The sequence below is a fragment of the Clostridium saccharoperbutylacetonicum N1-4(HMT) genome (assembly GCF_000340885.1).
Lineage (GTDB): Bacteria > Bacillota > Clostridia > Clostridiales > Clostridiaceae > Clostridium > Clostridium saccharoperbutylacetonicum.
Genome location: NC_020291.1, coordinates 2,997,527 through 3,019,566, shown reverse-complemented (window position 1 = coordinate 3,019,566; position 22,040 = coordinate 2,997,527). Strand labels below are relative to the sequence as shown.

Here is a 22,040-nt window from a genome sequence, read left to right as displayed (position 1 = left end):
AGGCAAGCCTTTATAATTATAGCTTCTTAATATAGCCACTATAATAAACTTGCCTCTTATTTCTATTTTTAAATCTAACTGATTATAAAGTAGCTGCTACATCTTTAAGATCATATAATTGTTCAGAGTTCATTCCTCCAAAACCTTGTTTCTTTGAATTTGTATCTTTATTTATATCATTCTCTTCCATGTTATTGTTGGTTACAGTATCCTTATACTCGCTTTCTAAAACTACCTTACCATTTTCAGTTACCCAATTCATAATCTCATTACTTCCACCAGGTCCTCTACCTCCTGATAATACGTATCTTACTTCTCCATTTTTAACTAATTCCTTAAATTGTTCCAAGGTCATTGTCTTATCAGAGCCAGAAAATCCCCCTAAAGCCATTACAGATTCACCTGTTTGTATTATAATGTTATCAGCGCTTTGCGAAGAAGAAACAACTAGTAAATATTTTTCTGTTGTCTTATTACTTTTTAAAAAATTAATTAATTTTGAATTATCCATTCCATTGCTCCTGCCAAATGGTGTTCCATTAAGGCTTACTTTACTTCCATTTGAAAGAAGCTCTAACCCTGCACTTGGGATGCTGCTATTTACACTATGAGTTATTGCTGCACTTGACCCTATAAATGGTGTAACTAAAATACTTATTGTTCCAATTCCAACTAGTATTCTTGATAAATATATTTTTTTATTAGTTACTAAATTATTATTATCATTATCATTCTTTTTCAGAATAATTAGTACTGCTAATAGGACAGATATTACAAAACATAATATAACTGCTATTATGATTATACTTCTAATAATAGTTGATAAGTTACTTGAAAAATAATTCAGCATCATTAAATGAGTTGCACCTGTTACAGCAAAAGCTATTGGTAATATTGCCGATTTCCAACTACGCTCTTTATAAAGTTCCCACATGGTTGTTATTCCAATTCCAGCTAAGGCTGCGGCTGGTGGAGCCATCATGGTTAAGTAATACGGATGAAATAATCCAGTTGTAAAACTAAAATATATAAATTCAGGTACTAACCAAGTTATCCATAATACAAGGGATATTTTTCTTTTATTATCTAACTTGAAATTTAATTTTTCCTTTATTAAACCTGCTATAAAACCTAATACTGCAAGTGGTAAAAACCATATTATTTGATCTGATAAGCTGCTCTTAGCAAATAATCTTGTAATGCCAGCTTTCACTTCTGAGCCAAAAGTTCCTCGAGTTCCGCCTTGCCCTCCTGGTCCACCACCTTGATTTCCTCCATCTGGCATACCTCCACTTGGTGGCTGCATATTACCTCCATTACTTTGACCTCCATTTGGTGGAATTCCTTGATTATTACCATTTTCAGATCCACCTGGACCATTACCATTCATTCTCCCAACTGTCATATCATCTTGGTCATTAACATTTCTTTCTCTTTCAACCATTTGATCATTACTATTCTTTATATTTTCAGTATAAGCTTTTGAAGCCTCAGCATTTTTATCTTCAACATCCTTATTTGTACTCTTAGCAAATTTACCATTTAGCAAGCTTTTTAAACCAAGTCTTTCCAAACCGTTGTGGCCAATTATGAGCTCTAATTCACTATTATTAGTACTGCTACCCACATAAGGTCTGTTTTGTGCTGGTGTTAAATCTACAATTACAGCCCAAGATAAAGATACAGCAACTAAAATAATTGACCCAATAATAAGTTGCCCTATTTTCTTCTTAAAAGAGATTTTTGAAGAAAGGAGATAAGTTATATATATAGCAGGACCAATCATATATGCTTCTAACATTTTTATATTAAAACCAATACCTACAAGTACTAAACTTAAATAAAGGTATTTTGCTTTTCCTGCCTCAGCTGCCTTAGTAAGCGCTATGCATGCAAAAAGTAAAGTTACAACCAATAAGTTATCTATGGTATTATTTCTGCTTGCAGCTACAAATACAGGAGTCACTGTAAGACACAAAGCTGAAATTAACCCAGCTGTTATTCCAAAAGATTTTTTAACTAAATAATATAATAAATAAACTGAAATAACTCCAGCTAATGCCTGTGGCAAAAGTATACTCCAGCCACTAAAGCCAAATATTTTAGCTGATATAGCTTGAAGCCAAAAACCCATTGCCGGTTTATCTATTGTTACAAAGCCTGCTGGATCAAAGGAAACAAAAAAGAAATTTTTAAGATTCATTGTCATACTTTTTACGCCAGCTGCATAATATCCGTTTCCATATCCCTCTATAGCTATATTTGCAAAATTCAGTATTCCTGATAATATTAAAATCAAGGAAATACAAATTTTTTCTTTTGTTAATCTTAACCCTTTCATCTTAAACTCCCCCATCTACAGAATTTTATGTTCTAAGTTAATTACTTTATATTTTTTACTTGTATTGTTATAATTTTTTGTACTATCAATTATATAAATAGGTCTTCCTTTACTTTCATCAAAAATTCTTCCAATATATTGACCCATTATTCCTATACATCCTAAGGTTACACCAAACATCATCATATTTATTGATATCATAAGAGTGAAATTTACAAAGCCACTCTTATTAAATAAGTCTTTTATTATATCAGTAAACATCAAAATTATTCCTGCAATAAAAGCTAATATACCAAAATGTCCCGCTATTACAAGTGGTTTATAGGATAGAGAAGTTATACCATCGAAGGCTAATTTTATCATCTTTTTAAAAGGATACTTAGTTTCTCCTGCAAATCTCTCCTGTCTTACAAATTCTACATAAGTTTGCTTATATCCAACCCAGCTTACAAGTCCTCTTACATATCTATTTTTCTCTGGAAGCGCTATTAATGCATCGCAAACTTTTCTATCAATAAGTCTAAAGTCACCTGTATCTACAGGAATATCTACACTAGTCATGCTTTTAAGCACTCTATAATACATTTTAGCTGTAAATTTCTTAAAGAAAGTTTCTCCTTCTCTTTTGATTCTTTTTCCATAAACTACTTCGTAGCCTTCTTTCCACTTTTTAATCATTTCAAGCATAACTTCAGGAGGATCTTGAAGATCTGCATCAATTACAATAATAGCATCTCCTAATGCCAAATCCATACCTGCAGTAATAGCTGCTTGATGACCAAAATTTCTAGAAAAATTTATAAGCTTCACACTATCATCAGAAGCGCATATTTCCTCAGCCATAACTTTGGTCTTATCCTTACTTCCATCATTTACAAAAACAATTTCATAATTTTCCTTTGTTGAAACCATAACTTCTTTTAATCTTCTATAACTTTCATTTAAAACTAATTCTTCATTATATAAAGGTACTATAATTGAATAAATTATTTTACTATTCATTTTCATCACCTCAAAATTTCTATTTTAATTATTTTGATCTATATTTCCTTTAATCTATATTTGTATTTTAACTGTAAATTGTCACAACTTTGTTACAGTAAAATCACAAATTGTATACACTTTAGTAATTCTTCACCAATAAGTACATATATAAATAATTAAATACATACATAATAAATGATGAATAATTTTGGTTGAAGTTTTACCTTTCATCTTAATTTTTCTTAATTTCATGAACAAAAAAATCTCCAATTAATTTCTTAAAAACTAATTGGAGATTTTTTGCTCATTATACTAATTTAATTTTTATTCTGGCTTTATTGTATCTAGATAAGTGAACTTACCATCTTTAACTATTTTTAAAACCGCATCCTTTACTGCATTATTATTTTCATCTATAGTTATTACTCCAGCTGCACCTGGAAAGTTTTTAGTTTTTGCTATTTCATCCCTAATTTTCACTGGATCAGCTGAATCTGCTCTTTTAATTGCATCTAAAATCACTATATATGCATCATATCCTAATGCTGTAGCCGCTGCTGGTTCCTTATTATATTCTTTCCTGTATTCATCAAGGAAAACCTTTGATTCATTAGTTATAGGTGTTTCACTTGAAAAAAAAGTTGAAAATACTGTTCCCTCTACATCTTCTTTACCTATATCTAAGAACTCTGGTGTTTCCCAAGTATCTCCACCAATTATAGGTGCTGTAATACCAAGTTGTCTTGCCTGCTTAATTAGCATAGCTCCTTCAGTAAAATTACCTGGAGCAAAAATAACATCTGGATTACTGCCTTTTATATTTGTAAGTTGGGCAGTAAAATCCTGATCCCCTGTAGTATAATTAGCTTTAGCTACAATTGAATTATTATCCCCTGTAAGTTTTTTAAATTCATCCGTAAAGAATTTACAAATACCAACTGAATAGTCACTTGATACTTCTTGAAGAATTGCAACTTTTTTAGCTTTTAATTTATTTGCTGCATATTTTGCCATTACAGTTCCTTGGAAAGGATCAATAAAGCAAACTCTAAAATAATAATCATTACCTGCAGTTACTAACGGATTAGTACACGTAACTCCTACTGCTGGTATTTTAGCTTCCTGTACAATATCCCCTGCTGACATAGATAATCCACTTCCATAGCTTCCTATGATAGCATTAACATGTTCCTGCTCAATAAGGTTTGCCGCTGCGCTAGCTGCCTCAACTTTATCAGACTTATTGTCTGCAAAAACCAATTCTACTTTTTTCCCTAGAACCGTTGGATAAATTTTATTAGCAAGTTTAGCTCCCTCTGCTTCAAGCTCTCCCCCTGCTGCATTAGCGCCTGTCATTGGTTCAAAGACACCAATTTTTATGACATCGCTATCTACGTTTACTTTTGTATTAGCCTTTGTTGCACAACTTGTCAAAGCAAACGTAGTTGTCATAACTAATGCCAAAAGCAAAGTTATTCTTTTCTTCATAAGTATGTCCCCCTAGTATAAGATTAATTTATGTACATTATAAATAGCCAAAATTATAATGTACTGCCATTGCTTTTTGTACTTAAAATTAATCATCCACATTAATTAATTACTTAAGTACCCTGTTATTACTTAGTTTATTTAACCAATAACAACAATTTTAATATTATCTTATCTGACCATATATGTCAACAATAGAAGGACATTTGTGTTTCTACAAGATACTACAGTTTGCCGATACCGCTTATTACTTCAAAAATATCAATCAAAAGTACTATTACTATTAATATAGATGTAAAAAACTTCACCATAAGACCTTTTTCTAAACTATTATTTAGTAACCATTCCTTAACTGATTTTCGCTTTCTAATTATTACTGCTATTAAAATTATTATTGCTATAACTAAAAAGGAAATATCAAATATATTAACAATATTATCTCCTAATTTAGGAGATAATATTGTTAATGCTTGTACAGAAACATTATTTATTATATGTAATATAATTGTTAATTTAATTGAGTATTCTGTTGCTAGATATCCTAAAATCAACCCTACTCCCATTGCCATAAAAATTTGATAAAAGTTACCATGCATCATTCCAAATAACAATGCAGAAACCATAATAGCAAATTTCTTTCCATACTTTTCAAGACTTCTAAGAATTGCACCTCTATATATAAACTCTTCAAAAATAGGTGCTACCAAACAAGTATAAATAACCATTGGAATTGCAAAATCATTCAAAGATTCTAATTGTTCCAAGGCGAAATTAGCACTTAGTCCAAATAAATTCAATAGGCTCTCTAATAAACTTGCGAATATTCCTAAAAAACTGTTTAGGGATAATAAAACAACTGCTGAAACTAATACTATTTTCAAATTAAACTTCTTATTTTCCACTCTTAAGTCATGCTGAAAGAAAGTTTTCCCTCGATAAATTAAAAATGGAATAAAAGCTATAACAACTCCAATTATGCTTAAAGTTCCACTGTATCGACCATCTTTTAATACATCTAACATTCCATCTTGTGATATATTAGGATTCACTAAAATTTTTCCTATAAAGATAATCACAACACAAATAAATATTACGACATTTGCTATAAGCTCATTCATTAATATAGTTAATCCAAGTTTATTAAAATCTCTCTTAATCAACTTCTTCCTCATTTTAGTTTCATCATTATAATCCATTTATGTAACTCCACTTCTATCATTTATTTATAAGTACATTATATTATAAAAATGCTTAGTAAATACTTAAAATATCCTTATAATTTACCAAGTAAAACACGCTTAATTATAAACTGTACCTAATAATTTTACAAGTTACTATTTGAATTAAGTATACTTACTAACTTATAATATGTAAGTTCTAATTATAACTATACATACAGATCGAATAAATTACCAAATGGTTTCCTGCCAATTTATAATTGAAGATTGTTAATTACTATATTTATTTTTTTATAGGGAAATAAATTTCAGGAGTTTCCTCTGTTATAGTTTTAAATTGATACCCTTTAGCTTTATAATATTTTATTATTTTAGGTAAAGCCTTATAAGTGTTTTTATTCATATCTGTGCAATGAAGCAGTAAAGTAATATCGCCCAATTTTTCACTTCCCTCAACAGCTTTTTTGTACAATACATAAGGTGAAAGCTTAGGATTTAGTCCATCAGCATTTTCCATATTCCAATCATATATTTTTAAATTATTACTATGTAATTTATTTAAATAACTTTTACTTAAATGCTTACAACTACCTCCTGGAAATCTAATCACATTAGGTGATATACCAACCACATTATTAATTTCAATTTGGCATGCAAGCATTTCTTGTATAAATTTATCTTCATTGCAATAAATTCTGTTAAATTTATGAGTATAGGTATGTAACCCAATACTATGTCCTTCATTGTAAATTCTTTTCACTACCTCTTCTCTACCTTTTATTTGATTACCAATTAAAAAAAAGGTAGCATTAACTTCATTTTCTTTTAAAATATCTAAAATCTTATCTGTCACCTTATAACTAGGTCCATCATCAAAGGTTAAATAAATTATCTTTTCTTTAGCTTCATTTGTATTTACAGTTTCAGCCGCAAAAGCATAGCTTATATTTTCCCCAAATAAAAAAATCATAAGAAGAGTATTTGCCAAAAATATAAAAAAATATCTTATTCTATTTTTCAATTTCTTTTCCCCCCACACAAATAATTTTATAAAAATATAATTCTTCACTTCTTATAATCTTCATTTTTATATTTTTTATTTATGGTAATTTTATGTACTTTGTATAATTTGTAATTAATTAGTACCTTTCATTTTAATAAACTCTAAAAGATAACCAGATTTTCAAAATAATTTATAATTGAACATATAAAAAGCTGCAATAAAGAGTTGACCATAATTATCTCTTTACTGCAGCCCAAATTTAGGGTAAATATATATATAGGTTTCATAATAATTGCTATTAAATACTTATTAAAATTATAGAGTGTCAGTTTTTTAATTTTTGTATTATTTATTATGAAACGCCATAAGCTTAATAATATTTTTATAATGTTTATTCACTAAGATATTGATCTATAGCCGCAGCAGCTTTTTTTCCTGCTCCCATTGCTAATATAACTGTTGCAGCACCTGTAACTGCATCTCCACCAGCATAAACACCTTCCTTAGTTGTTAAACCATCTTCGTTAGCAACTAAACAAGCTCTCTTATTAATTTCTAAACCTTTAGTAGTTGAAGAAATTAATGGATTTGGTGAAGTTCCAAGTGACATTATTACTGTATCTACATCTAAAACAAACTCAGAATTCGCTACTTCTACAGGCTTTCTTCTTCCTGAAGCGTCAGGTTCTCCAAGTTCCATTTTAACGCATTTCATTCCATTAACCCATCCATTTTCATCTGTTAAGATTTCTGTTGGATTTGTTAAAACATCAAAGATTACACCTTCTTCTTTAGCATGATGTACTTCTTCTGCTCTCGCTGGAAGTTCTGATTCACCTCTTCTATAAACTATGTGGGCTTCTGCTCCAAGTCTTAAAGCAGTTCTTGCAGCATCCATAGCAACATTACCTCCACCAACTATAGCAACTTTCTTTCCTGCTCTAACTGGAGTATCATATTCTTCTTTGAAGGCCTTCATTAAGTTTACTCTTGTTAAAAATTCATTAGCTGAAAATACTCCATTTGCATTTTCTCCTGGGATTCCCATGAATTTTGGAAGTCCTGCTCCAGAGCCAATAAATACTGCTTCAAATTTTTCATCTTCAATTAATTCATCAATTGTAATTGTTCTACCTATAATTACATTAGTTTCGATTTTTACTCCAAGCTTCTTTATGTTTTCAATTTCAGCTTTAACAACATCTTCTTTAGGTAATCTAAATTCAGGAATCCCATAAACTAAAACTCCGCCTGCTTCGTGTAAAGCTTCAAAGATTGTTACATCATATCCTTTTTTAGCTAAATCGCCTGCGCAAGTAAGCCCTGCAGGACCACTTCCTATTACTGCAACTTTCTTACCTTTCGATGCTTCTTTATCTGATAAATCAACATTGTTTTTTCTTGCCCAATCAGCTGTAAACTTTTCTAATTTTCCTATAGCTACTGCTTCGCCTTTTATTCCAAGAACGCATTTACCTTCGCATTGGCTTTCTTGTGGACATACTCTACCACAAACTGCAGGAAGTGAGCTGTATTTTGCAATTTCTTTAGCTGCACCTTCAAAATCTCCATCTTTAGCTTTTGCTATAAAACCTGGAATGTTTATTGACACTGGACATCCTTCAACACATTTAGGATTTTTACAATTTAAACATCTGCTAGCTTCTTTTATAGCCTTTTCATCATTATAGCCTAAACAAACTTCTTCAAAGTTTTTAGCTCTTACTTCTGGAGCTTGTTCTGTTACAGGCGTTCTTTTCATTCTTTCTTGCATATCCATTATTTATCCCCCTTGCATCCACAACCACCATGGTTATGAGTATCTCCTTCTTCAAATTCTAGTGTTGCTCTTCCTTCTTCGCTCTTATACATAGCTTGTCTTCTCATTGATTCATCGTAATTTACTAAATGTCCATCAAATTCTGGCCCATCAACACAAGCAAATTTAACTTCACCACCAACTGTAACTCTACAAGCACCACACATTCCAGTACCATCAACCATTATAGGATTTAAGCTTACTGTAGTTGGAATATTTAATTCTTTAGTTAACATAGAAGTAAATTTCATCATTATCATAGGCCCTATAATAATTGCATGATCATATTTCTTTCCTTGATTGTTAACTAATTCCTTTAACATATCTGAACCTGTTCCTTTTGCTCCATATGAACCATCATCAGTAGTTACATATAAATTTCCAGAAACCGCCTTTAATTCTTCTTCATAAATTAATAAGTCTTTATTTCTGCTTCCTAAAATAACATCTACAGCAACTCCATGCTCATGCAACCATTTAACTTGTGGATATACTGGTGCAGCACCAACTCCACCTGCTATAAATATTATATTTTTCTTCTTTAAGTCTTCTAAATCTTCATGAATAAATTCACTTGGTACACCTAATGGGCCAACAAAATCGGCAACATGATCTCCTTCATTAAATGAAGCAAGCTGTTTAGTGCCTTTTCCTATTGTTGCAAAAACTATAGTTACAGTACCTTTCCCTGCATCATAATCTGCAATGGTCAATGGTATTCTTTCACCTTTATCATCATTTTTAATAATTATAAATTGACCTGGTTTTGCAGATTTTGCAACTCTAGGTGCTTCTATATCCATTAAGAATATATTATTCGTAAGTTCTCTTTTACTAACAATTTTGTACACGCTTTGTACCTCCTATAATGTATGTATTTATCACAATAACCATAATGTTCCTAATTTCTTTCAAAGCAGTAAAAGCCCTCTATATTGAGAGCCCTTACCACATATATATATAATGATTTGATTATGAGCGTAATAATTTATATTTTATAATTCAACCTTAGTTCCATAGAATGTGCATTCAAATAATTTTTCCATTGTAGCATCATCTATTTCTCTAGGATTTGAACCTGTACATGCATCTAACACAGCATTATGTGCTATAAATGAAAGATTAGCCTTGAAATCTTCTTCAGTAACTCCATATTCCTTCATTGAACTAGGAATACTTAATTTTTCATTTAATTTATTTATTCTAGCAATTAATGCATCAGTTAATTCAGCATCATTGTTACCTTCTAATTTTAATGCTCTAGCTATATCAGCATATCTTTCTTCACATTTAGTTCTGTTATATTGAATTACATATGGTAAAAATATTGCATTTGCACATCCATGAGGGATATGGAATACAGCACCTACCTTATGAGCCATTGAGTGAACTATTCCAAGTAAAGCATTTGAGAATGCCATTCCAGCTAAACATTGAGCTTCGTGCATTAAGTTTCTAGCTTCTTTATCACCTTCATATGATTTAAATAAATTTTCATTAACCATTTCAATAGCTTTAATTGCTAGTGGATCTGAGAAATTTGATCTTAAAGATGCAGTATATGCTTCAATAGCATGAGTTAATGCGTCCATACCAGTATGAGCTGTTAATGTTTTTGGCATTGTTTGTGCTAATTCTGGATCAATTATAGCTATATCTGGTGTTATGTTAAAATCTGCTAACGGATACTTAATTCTTTCAGTATAATTTGTTATAACTGAAAATGCAGTTACTTCTGTAGCAGTACCACTTGTAGATGGAATAGCTACAAACTTAGCTTTCTGTCTAAGTTCTGGTAATCCAAATGGAACAACTGCTTGTTCAAAAGTAAAATCAGGGTATTCATAGAATATCCACATAGCCTTTGCTGCATCAATTGGAGATCCTCCACCTATAGATACAATCCAGTCAGGCTCAAAATTTCTCATAGCCTCTGCACCCTTCATAACTGTTTCAACTGATGGGTCTGGTTCTACACCTTCAAATAATTCTACTTCCATTCCTGCTTCTTTTAAATAATTTTCAACTTTTTGAAGAAATCCAAATCTTTTCATTGACCCGCCGCCAACTACAACAAATGCCTTCTTTCCTTTCAAAGTTTTAAGTACTTCAAGAGCTCCTTCTCCATGATATAAATCTCTTGGTAACGTAAAACGTGCCATAAACTATTCCTCCTAAAATTAATCAGTCATTTTTTATCCTCATAAATATATATAGCAACTTCCATGCCAACTTGTTATTTATTTATCAAATTTATCCTGATTTTTTACAATAATACTTTATCAAAAGTATATTTTCAAAGCTTTTTCACTAAGAAACAAGGATTTCAGCCTATTTACAAGAACTTACTCAAATAGCTTTATACCGTCTATTATAAATAAAGTTAATATTTTTTATAATTGCTCTCCAATATATTTTGCACTTTTATAAAATTTAAATATATTTTTAACAAACAAGTGTCCTAAAATAATACACATTATAAAAAATATATGTATTATTTTAGGACACCGTATGATTTTAGGACATTTCAATATTATATTTTTTAATCTTCAAATATAAAGTATTTCTACTAATCCCTAACGCTTTAGCTGCCTGTGTCATATTGTTATTGTACACATGTATAGCTTTGCGAATAACTCCCACTTCTAATTCCTCTAAATTAAAAACTTCTTCATTATTTATTATATCTTTAGCATAGAAATTTTCTTCAATTAATATATTCTCTTGCTTTAAAGCTTCTGAAGCATTTTTATTTAAGCTTTCCCCTTCTTCCCATAAATCAAAGGATAATCTTCCATCCAAATTAACTATATTTTCAATATAATTTTCTAGTTGCCTTATGTTTCCTGGCCAATTATAAGAAATCAAATCATTATATAACTTTTCATCAATCTTTGGTATTGTTTTATTTAAACTGAACGATTTTATTCGAAGAAAATAATCTATAAGCATTTTTACATCACCTTTTCTTTCCCTCAAAGGTGGTAATGTAATTGGTATTACACATAATCTATAATACAAGTCTTCTCTAAAAGCACCCTTTTTGACTTCATTTTTTAAATTTTTATTAGTAGCTGCTATTACCCTCACATCAATTGGGATTTCCTTACTTCCCCCTAGCCTTGTTACTCTATCATTTTGAAGGACTCTTAATAATTTTACTTGAGCATCTAATGTCATTTCTCCAATTTCATCTAAAAATAAAGTTCCACCACTTGCAATTTCGAATTTTCCAGGATTACCACCTTTTTTTGCACCAGTAAAAGTTCCATCCTCATATCCAAATAATTCACTTTCTATAATATTAGCTGGTATTGCGCCACAATTAATTGCAATAAATTTATTTCCTCTTCTTAAACTATAATTATGCATAGCTTGAGCTAATATTTCCTTACCCGTTCCACTTTCGCCTTGAATTAAAACTGTTGAAGGGCTATTAGATATAATCTTGGAATTTATGATTACATTAGCAATAGCTGCACTTTCTCCAATAATATCATTAAAGGTAAAATACGCTCCAGTATCATTCTTAGGATCTTTTTCTTCTTTTTCAGTGCTTATGGTTACAACCATTCCAACAATGCTTTCTTTATGCTTTATTTCTTTGAAAATCAACTTTATTTTGTGATTACTATTATGCTTAAATTTTATTTCTTTTATAACAGCATTATTACCATCATTTAATTCATCTATTATATTTCCTAAGTCAGGTAAAATATAATCAATTTGTTCATTTATAAGCAAATGTTTATCTTTATCAAAAATCTCTGCTCCAAGCTCATTAATATTAACTATTTTTCCATCTTTACCTATAATCATAATCCCTTTATCTACATTATCTATTACGCTTTCCATATAATTGTAGGTTTGATTTAAAATATCACATACTTCCTTTTTATCCATTTCATTTTCAATTGCTTTTACGCCAAATACAACTAAACCTAAAGTATGTGGGTGCTTCATATTGCTTCTTCCAGTTAAATTTAAAGTACCAATAATTTCTCTTTTCGTATTATGTATAGGTGCAGCTGAACAAGTTAATTTATGAAAACCTTCTATATAATGCTCTGTTGCAGTTATCTGAATACATCTATCCTCAGAAATTGCTGTTCCCATAGCATTAGTACCGATATTTTGTTCATCCATATAGGCACCAACATTTAAATTATCAACACCAAGCTTACTGTTATTCTCTTCAGCTCCTTTAATATATAAAATACATCCATCTTTATCTGTTAATACTATAATAAATTCATTGTCCATTACTGCTGAAAATACCATATCAATATATATTTTTGATATTTCTATTAATTCCTTATTTTCACTTAATTTATTTTCCAGCTCTTCTCCAACAAGAATTTTATTAGAATAATTTGATTGCTTAATAACACCATAACTTTCACTTCTCTTATGAGAATTTTCAATCACTTCTCTTTTATTATCCATAAAGAAGCTTCCTCCTCTTTTGATACGCAATAAATATCACACTGTAGAAACACTAATAGCAGCAACTTTATCCTTTAACATCTTCTAATATAATTTTAAGTAATTCATCCTTATCTCTAATATCCTCTTTAATAACCCTATCTGCCTGCTTCATTTTTATCTTTTCAAAATATTTTCTAACTAATCGTCCATTTCCAAAATTCTTATCTTTGTTATCATATAGTTTTTCAAAAATAGCTACCACTTCAATTTTTGCTTCTTCTGAAAGCATATAACTTTCCTTTTTACATAATCCATCAAATATTTCCATTAATTCCTTAGCATCGTAATCAGAAAATTCCACTGTAAACTTAACTCTGCTTTCCATACCTGGATTTAAATTTATTAATTCCTTCATTTCCTTGGTATAACCAGCCATTATTACTACAAGCTTATCTCTACTATCTTCCATTTCTTTTATTAAAGTTGCTATTGCTTCTTTACCAAAATCATTGCCTGTAGTTCCATTTAAGCTATAAGCTTCGTCTATGAATAGTATTCCGCCATAAGCTTCTTTTATTTTATTTAGGGTTTTAGGTGCAGTTTGTCCAACATATTCTCCAACTAAATCTGAACGAGTTACTTCAACCATATGTCCCTTCTTTAAAACTCCTATAGCTTTTAATATTTTACCAATAATTCTTGCAACAGTTGTTTTTCCTGTACCAGGATTACCTGTAAATATCATATTTAATGAAATATCTTGAGATTCAATACCCATCTCTTTTTTTCTATGTTGAAGTTCTAGCGTATTTACTATTCCTTTAACAATATTTTTTACATCCTTTAAACCAACTAAGTTATCTAATTCATCTTGTAATTCGATCATTTTATCACGAGCATTAAATTCTAAATCTATTCCAAAGTCCTCAGACGTTAGTGTTACCAACTCTTCTTTAGATACTTCACTATCTCCAATTCTAAAAGCTTTTTCCCTTATTGCTGATTCTAATATATTTCTCGCAACTCTTGCATTTGCAAAATTCTCATCAACTTTCTCTATTTTTATTTTTTCAAGAAAAGCCTTTTCTCCTTCTTCATCAAGTTTGTAATAATCTTCATTGGCCATGCTTTTTGCAATTTCAACAAGTTCAAAGTCCTTATAATCTTCAAATTCAATATCTAAATTAATTCTACTCTTAAGTCCAGGATTCAATTTCATTAAACTTCTCATTTCTTTTGTGTAACCAGCTAAAATAACAGTAAATTTATCTCGATTATCTTCCATAGCCTTAATTAAAACTTCTATAGCTTCTGCACCATAATCATTGCTTCCTTCTCCGCCTTTAGCTAAAGAATATGCTTCATCTATAAACAGAATTCCTCCCATAGCTTTATCAATTGCCTTTTTAGTAAGCTTTGCAGTTTCTCCTATATATCTTCCAACAATAGTACTTCTATCAACTTCTATCAATTGACCTTTTTCTAAAATTCCTAAATAATAAAATATATCCCCTATTAATCTGGCTACAGTTGTCTTTCCTGTTCCCGGATTACCTAAAAAAGCAAAATGATAACATTGATTAATATTTTTCTCAATGCCTAACACATTTGCTCTATTATTTTCATATTTAATAAGCTGAACAATTCTCTTTATTTCATTCTTAACGTTATCTAATCCAATTAATGCTTCAAGTTTTTCTAAAGCTTCTTCTAAAGAACTAGAATTTCTATCATCCTCACTTTTAATTTTTCCTTTATTAGAATCAATAGCTTGACTAATTTCTTTTGAATTTACTTCTTCAACATTACTTATATTTTCATTATTATCCGCATCATTAGATTTAACTAAATCTTCATTTTTTAGACCCATATCCATAATGTCATCAATAGATGATTTTACTTTACTTTCATTTATTAGATATTCTTCACTTTTATCATCATTACCTGAACTTAACTCTTGCTCTTGATTTAATCTAGCTTTACTTAACATAACTTTTTCATATATTTTTGAAACATATTTTGTTGCTTTTTGAGAAATATATGAATCAGTATTTTCAATAATGCAACGCTTACACTCTTTTAAACACTCAAAATATTCACCATTTATATATAAATATTTAATTATATCAAAGTCAAGCTCGTTATCATTACCAAGTTCCCTAGCTTTATTAAGAATTTCCAAAACTTCGCTTTCATCTTCTCCTCTGGCAATATAGCATCTACTTAACAATCTTATGGCTTGAAAGTTTTCTTCATCAATATCAACAGCTAAAGATGCATATTGCATAGCTTCTTCATAATTATGCCTATATAGTTCTATCTTACCTAGAGTTATAATAGCATTCAAATTATAATTATCGAGTTCATATGCTTTTTTGGCATAATTATATGCACTTTCAAAATCATTTATTTCAAAAAAACAGCAACCAATTAAACCTAAATACTTATTGTTATTTTCGTCATAATATATAGCTGTTTTTAAACAATCAGTTGCTTTTAAGTATTCTTTACAATTATAATATGTCAAGGCTAGTAAATAATGAAGTCCGGGATGATCTGTAAAACACTTTATTGCCTCTCTCAAAATCGTAGTTGATTTAGAATATAAGCAGTTATTATTGTATTGCTGAATTTCATTTTGAAATCGATAAAATTGTGACCTATCGTGTAGATTAGTAAATTCCATATTCCCTCCTCCCGAAGCCTTTACCGCTTATTATAATTATAATTTCTACTTTCCACAAAATTATATCATAACTACTTATTTTTTCATATTATATCCTTTACAAGTTATATAAAATATTTACAAATAATAATCGATTTATGTATAAAAAAAAAGCATAAAAATTATTTTTTAAACCTCTTGTAATAAACTTAAGTTTATTGCGATTATAAAAAACATTTTCTATGTCTTTCCTTTTGTTTCCAAGATAATGTTGATTTTCATTTATTATATAAATACAATGAATTAATTGAGGGGAATCTAAAGAATTCATATTAAGTATCCTGTTAATAAACGCCCTATAAAATCAACATTATCTTTTCCTATAACTGCTCTATATATTAAACCCTTAGCAATTATATACAAATTTTAATTTGTTTTTCTCTCTCTATTAACTATTATATAGCATTATAAAAATAAGTATATTATACCAAAGTATAATATTTATAAATTTTTTTCTTATGTAAACGATATTATATGTATATTTTTCACTTTTATCTAATAAAAAAATTAAAAATATTTTTTCTATACAGTTTTAGCTTCATATTTTAAATGATTTGTGTCATTTAATCCAATTAATGCCGGCATCATTTCATCATTAAAAACAACAGTGTTAATACATGTATTTCCTAATGCCATTTTATGGTACATAGTCATATCCCATTCAAATATTCCTATAAGTCCAGCTTTAATAATCCCTCCATGAGCAACAATAGCAATCTTATTCCCTTTATGTTTTTCTACAATATCCAAAATACATTTTGTAGCCCTATTTGCTGCATTATGAATACTAGAATCTCCACCGCAAATAAAACTTTCTTTTTTATCTGTTCTCCAAGCTTTAAAAACTTCTGGATATTTTTCTCTTATTTCGTGTATAGTCATTCCTTCCCATTCTCCAAAATTAATTTCTCTTATTTCTGGAGCAATAATTACTTCTTTATTTGTGTTTTCTGCAACTATTTTTGCTGTTTCAAATGCTCTAATAAGTGGGCTTGCATATATATAATCAAAATCTCCATTAATTCTTTCTTTTAGTACACCAGCTTGTCTAATACCTTCTTTAGAAAGTTCTATATCTGTACACCCTTGAAATTTCCCTAAGGTATTCCATTCTGTTTCTCCATGTCTAATTAATAATACTGTTGTTTTCATATGTTACCTCTTTCTTTTACATTGATATGTTATTAAATAAATCTGTACTATATTTTTGTATATCTAGTAAGTTTACCATATTATATTTTTCTTTAATACCTTTAAAATATTCAGCAATTGAATTTTTATCTATTATGTTATTAGAATTATCATCATCAAAAGCATTCTTATACATTACATTCGCTCTGGTTAATATCCAAGGTGCCTCATTTTGAGTCATTTGAGTCAATATTTTTCCACTATAGCAGCCATAAAATTTAATTATGCTTTCAACCACATTTCGCTCCACATCATCAATTTTTAATTTTCTATTTTCTAATATATCTTGATTTGTTTCTTCAAAGCCAATTTTATTATACCTATCCCATATACTTTTATATATTGGACCATTTGCACCTGCTTCACAATCTTCTGTAAAGATAAATTTATCCGTAAAAATATAATAAAAGCCTTGAACGTAATATAGTAATTTATAAAGCATTGAAGGGGTAAAATCCTCACATCTAATCAATAGATATTTAATAACTGCATCCATTTTTTCTTCTGAAATATTATTATTTAAAATTTCTTTTACAGCTTGTCTACTTATATTATAAGCCACAGCATTTATCCTATCTTTATTTGTTTGTAATATAATTGAGTAATAATTGGGATTGCTATATATTTTTTCAAGAATATCACTATGAGAATTTGCTGGTATATCTCCTTCTAAATATCTGTTTACAGATTCAATTCCCCATCCTAATAGCAAAGATAACGTCCGTTCATCAATGCAATACTTTGCTATAATTCGTTTTATAATATTAACAGATACAATATTATGCTTTTTCTTATATTCTTCTTGCAAAAGCTTTAAATTGTAATCATATATTTCAGTCACAAAAATTTCATTTCCGCATTCAATACAAATAGTCTCATTAGCTTTATAAATTATTTCTTCTTCATTTAATATAGATACTTTATCAACTTTTTCTATTTTATATTCATTTTCTTTCATGCAATATTCACAGAAAGATTTTTTCATAAAAATCCTCCTCCTCCTTTAATCTTGAAGCACTTAATCTTGTTTAAATAGAAAAGAACTTGCCTTATTTCTTTTATGTAACGAGACTAACACTCTATATTCCTGAAATTCATCCCATATTACATTAAATTTCATGTAAATATATATTAGTTCTCTTTTATCTTCAATATTATATAATTCTTTTTGCCTACAAAAAACGTAAAGATCATTTTGTTCAATTCCATTCTTCATATTTTGTACTCCATAGCAAAAATCCTTATAATCTAAATCACATAAAATACTTATTCGTTTCTTTTCATTTATATTATATTCCTCAATAAATTGAAGATTTTCCATTTTATTTTCGTCTAAAGATATAGTATATTTATTTTCTCTGACACATTCTTTTATAATTTCTACCAAATTTTTAATCTGTTCTTCAGTATAATCTTTTAATATCACAGTTCCTCACCACCTATCATTTATAATGGCTTCCAATAATATAACAAAAGATTATCATTTTAAACTATTTGTGTCAATAAAAGCCAACAGCAATGCTATTGTTGTCCAATAGACAAATGAAATCAAACAGATTTTTATTACACAGGACTTAAATCAGTTTACAGTTAACAACTAACAGTTATCAGTTGAAGAAGTAAAACTAAAAGCTTTTCTTAAATTATACATTTTCGAAATCTTTAAAGAAATTTCATATGTAACTCATAACTCATAACTCATAACTCATAACTGATTCTAAGCCTGCTTCCAGAAAAATGTATCTAATTTCTAGTGTAGTGTTACTATTATAATTTTTCAATGATGTATATATATTTCATTTATAAGTTTGATTATTAATTTGGATATCTATACAAATTATTATACTATCCATTAACCTTCTTGAGGTGGATATTCTTTTTGTATAGATTCTGCTTTTTGTTCCGCTACTAAATCATCTAGATGTACAGTAATAATTTCTTGAATTGCTTCATTATTAGTTTTATAAGCTTTAGTTCTTATTTTATTAGTATATACACCTTTCATTCCATCATTATATATATTTCTTATAGCATCTAAAACATATGGATTTTCACCTTTAAATTTATTAACATCATAGCCTTCCATTGCACTCCATATAGCTATTTGTGTAGCAAAATATGCTTCATTTTCATCACTTAAATTTAATTCTGCAGGAGATCTATTAGGGTATCCAGCCGCTACAACATTTCCGGTATTCTTACTGAGGTCTCCAATTGAAGAAAAACTTTGACCAGATGGATAGTTTTTATTAATTTCTAAGCAATATACAATATTTTTGCTTCCCTCAATACTTATTTTTCTTGCGTTAAGATCATAACCATTATACTGAACAGTTCCTATAATCTGCTTACCAGTTATTACTTTAAAATTTGGTGTTGCATCTGCACCTATGATCATACTCATAAATAATGTTAAAATCATAAAGTAATTTATTTTTCTTAAATATTTATTTATTTTCATTACACTTTCCTCCTATTTATTATCTTAGGAGTAGTTTTTGTTTAAATTATCTTATATATTCATAAATTGAATATAAATCTACGATTTGAACTAAAAGGTAATGCATCACAAAAAAATTAAGGATATGGAACCATCTTTCCATATCCTTAATTTTAATTAAAGTTTATATAATTATTCTTTTTCATTCATTATTCCAAGTTTATCAAATATCATAAAGCTTATGCTTAACACCATAGCTACTAAAGTTGCTAATCCCATTCCCTTAATTTCAGTACTTCCAAAAGTCAATTTTATTCCACTTAAACCTATAACAAATATTATTGAGGTTAAAATTAAATTTCTTGACTTAGAAAAATCAACTTTTCCTTCAATAAAAGTTCTAAGTCCTGAGGTTGCTATTGATCCAAACAATAACAAACTAACTCCTCCTATAACAGGAGTTGGGATTGTACTTATAATCGCTGACATCTTCCCTGAAAAACCTAATATTATTGAAATTAATCCAGCACCACAAATTACATATACGCTATAAACTTTAGTTAAGGCTAACACTCCAATATTTTCTCCATAAGTTGTTGTTGGTACCGAACCAAACATTCCAGAAATTATTGTTGATAATCCATCTCCAAGTAGTGATCTATGAAGCCCTGGATCTTTTGTTAAATCTTTACCTACAATGCTGCTTGTAACCTTTAAGTGACCTACATGTTCAGCTATTACAACAAAAGTTGCAGGTAAAATCGTCAAAATAGCATTTATATCAAAATGTGCAACTTTTATATTAGGTAATAAAAAGAAGCTTGCGTTGCTTACTGTGCTAAAATCTATTAATCCCATAGATAAGGATACAATATAACCTACTACAACTCCAATTAATATAGGTATAAGTTTTAAAAAACCTCTTAATAAAACATTACATAATATTACTGTGACTAAAGTTATAGAAGATACTATTACCCAACTAACATTTAAGGTTTGAGTATTACTTCCTCCTACTGGGAAACCAGCCATATCTGCGGCTGTACTTGCTAATTCTAAACCAATTATAGTTATAATTGCACCCATGGCTGCTGGTGGAAACAATTTATCAACCCATCCTATACCAGTATAACCAACAATTATTGCTATAATTGAAAATACTACTCCTGCCGCTACAAAACCACCTTGTATTGTTTCAAAATTATAGCCTTGACTATATAATAATAATACCGGTGAAATAAACGCAAAACTTGAACCTAAATAAGCTGGAATTTTTTTCTTAGTGAGAAATGCATATAGTAATGTACCTATACCATTAAAAAATAAGACAGTTGTTGGATCAATTTTAAAAATAAGTGGAACTAAAACCGATGATCCAAACATTGCAAATAGATGTTGAAAACTTAGAGGAATTGCCCTCTTTAAAGGTATTTTTTCTGTCACGTCCACAAAATCGTTTGTGTTTTCGTATAATTCATTAGTTGTCATATTTATCCTCCTTCTTAGCTTCTCTGAACTAAATTAAAAGTACGCTCTTGATAACTTAACATAATGACATGCACTTTGTCAAGTTATTAAAATCCCCTCAAACTATTTTATAACAAATTATTCTATGATATTATTATATAAGAGTAAATCATTATCACTTTAATATTTACAGCCAGTGAGTTTTAAATTATATTTTAACTTATGATATTAAGAGGTGTTGCTAATGGAATTCATCGATATAAATACTTTAAAAGAAAATGAAATAATTAAATTTATCACGCCTGAAAAGACCTTAGTAGACGGAATTATAAAAAAAATCTCAAGTGATTGTTTAGGCATAACAATTAATTCTAGACAAGATTCATATATAATCTTATCTAAGGATCAACCCGTAAAAATAATATTAATAAATAAGCATCAAGCAATTAAATGCTCATCTGTTGTACTTGCCTGCACTCAAAATGATCATGAACAAGTTGTATTAATAAGTAAACCTCAAGTTTTATTGGGTATTGAAAGAAGAGAATATGAAAGACTTCCTATTGTTATGGATATAGAATATTCCCTACTTCCAGCTGAAGTAAATTACGAAAAGTTAAATGCTGTTGAGCCAAAATACCTCAGATCTTTAAAAAAATCATACACGGTAAATATCAGTGCTGGTGGAGTGTATTTTGTGCTTCCAAAAATTGAATTAGATAGTAAATTAGCAATTATTTCTTTAAATATAAAAAGCGAAAATATAATTTCCCTTTGTGAACAAATTAGACTTGATCACACTGATGATACTAAACATCAAAGGGCGGCCTATAGATTTAATGATATAAAAACAAATCACAGACAATTAATTTTAGATTTTGTTTCAGAAAAATTGAAAGATAGTGCCGAATTTAAGTAGTTTTTATAAAGATTAAAATCCTTCTATATTACTGATATAATAGATTATCAATAATAC

General features: G+C 29.0%; 16 protein-coding genes. 1 reads left to right on the top strand and 15 read right to left on the bottom strand.

Annotated elements, in window-relative coordinates:
* Positions 1–82 precede the first annotated feature (82 nt).
* The 15 genes from CSPA_RS13580 to uraA form a co-directional block, all read right to left on the bottom strand.
* Positions 83–2,341 carry a glycosyltransferase family 39 protein gene (locus CSPA_RS13580; protein ID WP_015392872.1) on the bottom strand — a complete coding sequence of 753 codons (2,259 nt, stop codon included), beginning with the start codon at positions 2,339–2,341 and terminating at the stop codon, positions 83–85.
* Between the two features lie 15 nt (positions 2,342–2,356).
* Entirely contained in the window at positions 2,357–3,343 is a 987-nt protein-coding gene (locus CSPA_RS13575) for a glycosyltransferase family 2 protein (RefSeq protein WP_015392871.1), read from the bottom strand.
* Between the two features lie 306 nt (positions 3,344–3,649).
* Positions 3,650–4,813, bottom strand: a complete 1,164-nt coding sequence (locus tag CSPA_RS13570; RefSeq protein ID WP_015392870.1) for an ABC transporter substrate-binding protein — start codon at positions 4,811–4,813, stop codon at positions 3,650–3,652.
* Between the two features lie 224 nt (positions 4,814–5,037).
* Positions 5,038–6,009 (bottom strand): CPBP family intramembrane glutamic endopeptidase, encoded by a 972-nt coding sequence (locus CSPA_RS13565; RefSeq protein ID WP_015392869.1) that lies wholly within the window; start codon positions 6,007–6,009, stop codon positions 5,038–5,040.
* Positions 6,010–6,274: 265 nt separating this feature from the next.
* Positions 6,275–7,012, bottom strand: coding sequence for a polysaccharide deacetylase family protein (locus tag CSPA_RS13560; protein ID WP_015392868.1), 738 nt, complete (start codon positions 7,010–7,012; stop codon positions 6,275–6,277).
* Between the two features lie 373 nt (positions 7,013–7,385).
* Complete coding sequence (gene gltA / locus CSPA_RS13555) at positions 7,386–8,774, bottom strand: NADPH-dependent glutamate synthase (RefSeq protein WP_015392867.1); 1,389 nt, start codon at positions 8,772–8,774, stop codon at positions 7,386–7,388.
* The gene (locus tag CSPA_RS13550) at positions 8,774–9,664 is read right to left on the bottom strand and encodes a sulfide/dihydroorotate dehydrogenase-like FAD/NAD-binding protein (protein ID WP_015392866.1); all 891 of its coding nucleotides are present in this window, start codon (positions 9,662–9,664) and stop codon (positions 8,774–8,776) included. The genes gltA and CSPA_RS13550 overlap by 1 nt, the downstream gene beginning before the upstream one ends.
* 144 nt (positions 9,665–9,808) lie before the next feature.
* Positions 9,809–10,975 carry an iron-containing alcohol dehydrogenase gene (locus CSPA_RS13545; RefSeq protein WP_015392865.1) on the bottom strand — a complete coding sequence of 389 codons (1,167 nt, stop codon included), beginning with the start codon at positions 10,973–10,975 and terminating at the stop codon, positions 9,809–9,811.
* Positions 10,976–11,330: 355 nt separating this feature from the next.
* Positions 11,331–13,259 (bottom strand): sigma-54-dependent Fis family transcriptional regulator, encoded by a 1,929-nt coding sequence (locus CSPA_RS13540; RefSeq protein ID WP_015392864.1) that lies wholly within the window; start codon positions 13,257–13,259, stop codon positions 11,331–11,333.
* 67 nt (positions 13,260–13,326) lie between these two features.
* A complete protein-coding gene (locus tag CSPA_RS13535) occupies positions 13,327–15,927 on the bottom strand; it encodes an AAA family ATPase (RefSeq protein ID WP_015392863.1) in 2,601 nt (866 codons plus the stop codon).
* A gap of 561 nt (positions 15,928–16,488) precedes the next feature.
* A complete protein-coding gene (locus CSPA_RS13530) occupies positions 16,489–17,118 on the bottom strand; it encodes a histidine phosphatase family protein (RefSeq protein WP_015392861.1) in 630 nt (209 codons plus the stop codon).
* A gap of 16 nt (positions 17,119–17,134) precedes the next feature.
* Positions 17,135–18,142 (bottom strand): type II toxin-antitoxin system antitoxin SocA domain-containing protein, encoded by a 1,008-nt coding sequence (locus tag CSPA_RS13525; protein WP_015392860.1) that lies wholly within the window; start codon positions 18,140–18,142, stop codon positions 17,135–17,137.
* 33 nt (positions 18,143–18,175) lie between these two features.
* Positions 18,176–18,583, bottom strand: a complete 408-nt coding sequence (locus CSPA_RS13520; RefSeq protein WP_015392859.1) for a hypothetical protein — start codon at positions 18,581–18,583, stop codon at positions 18,176–18,178.
* Positions 18,584–19,009: 426 nt separating this feature from the next.
* Complete coding sequence (locus CSPA_RS13515) at positions 19,010–19,618, bottom strand: thioester domain-containing protein (protein ID WP_015392858.1); 609 nt, start codon at positions 19,616–19,618, stop codon at positions 19,010–19,012.
* Between the two features lie 171 nt (positions 19,619–19,789).
* Positions 19,790–21,085 (bottom strand): uracil permease, encoded by a 1,296-nt coding sequence (gene uraA, locus CSPA_RS13510; protein WP_015392857.1) that lies wholly within the window; start codon positions 21,083–21,085, stop codon positions 19,790–19,792.
* 223 nt (positions 21,086–21,308) lie between these two features.
* On the opposite strand from uraA, the gene CSPA_RS13505 reads away from it, so the two are divergent.
* Entirely contained in the window at positions 21,309–21,983 is a 675-nt protein-coding gene (locus tag CSPA_RS13505; RefSeq protein ID WP_015392856.1) for a PilZ domain-containing protein, read from the top strand.
* Positions 21,984–22,040 lie beyond the last annotated feature (57 nt).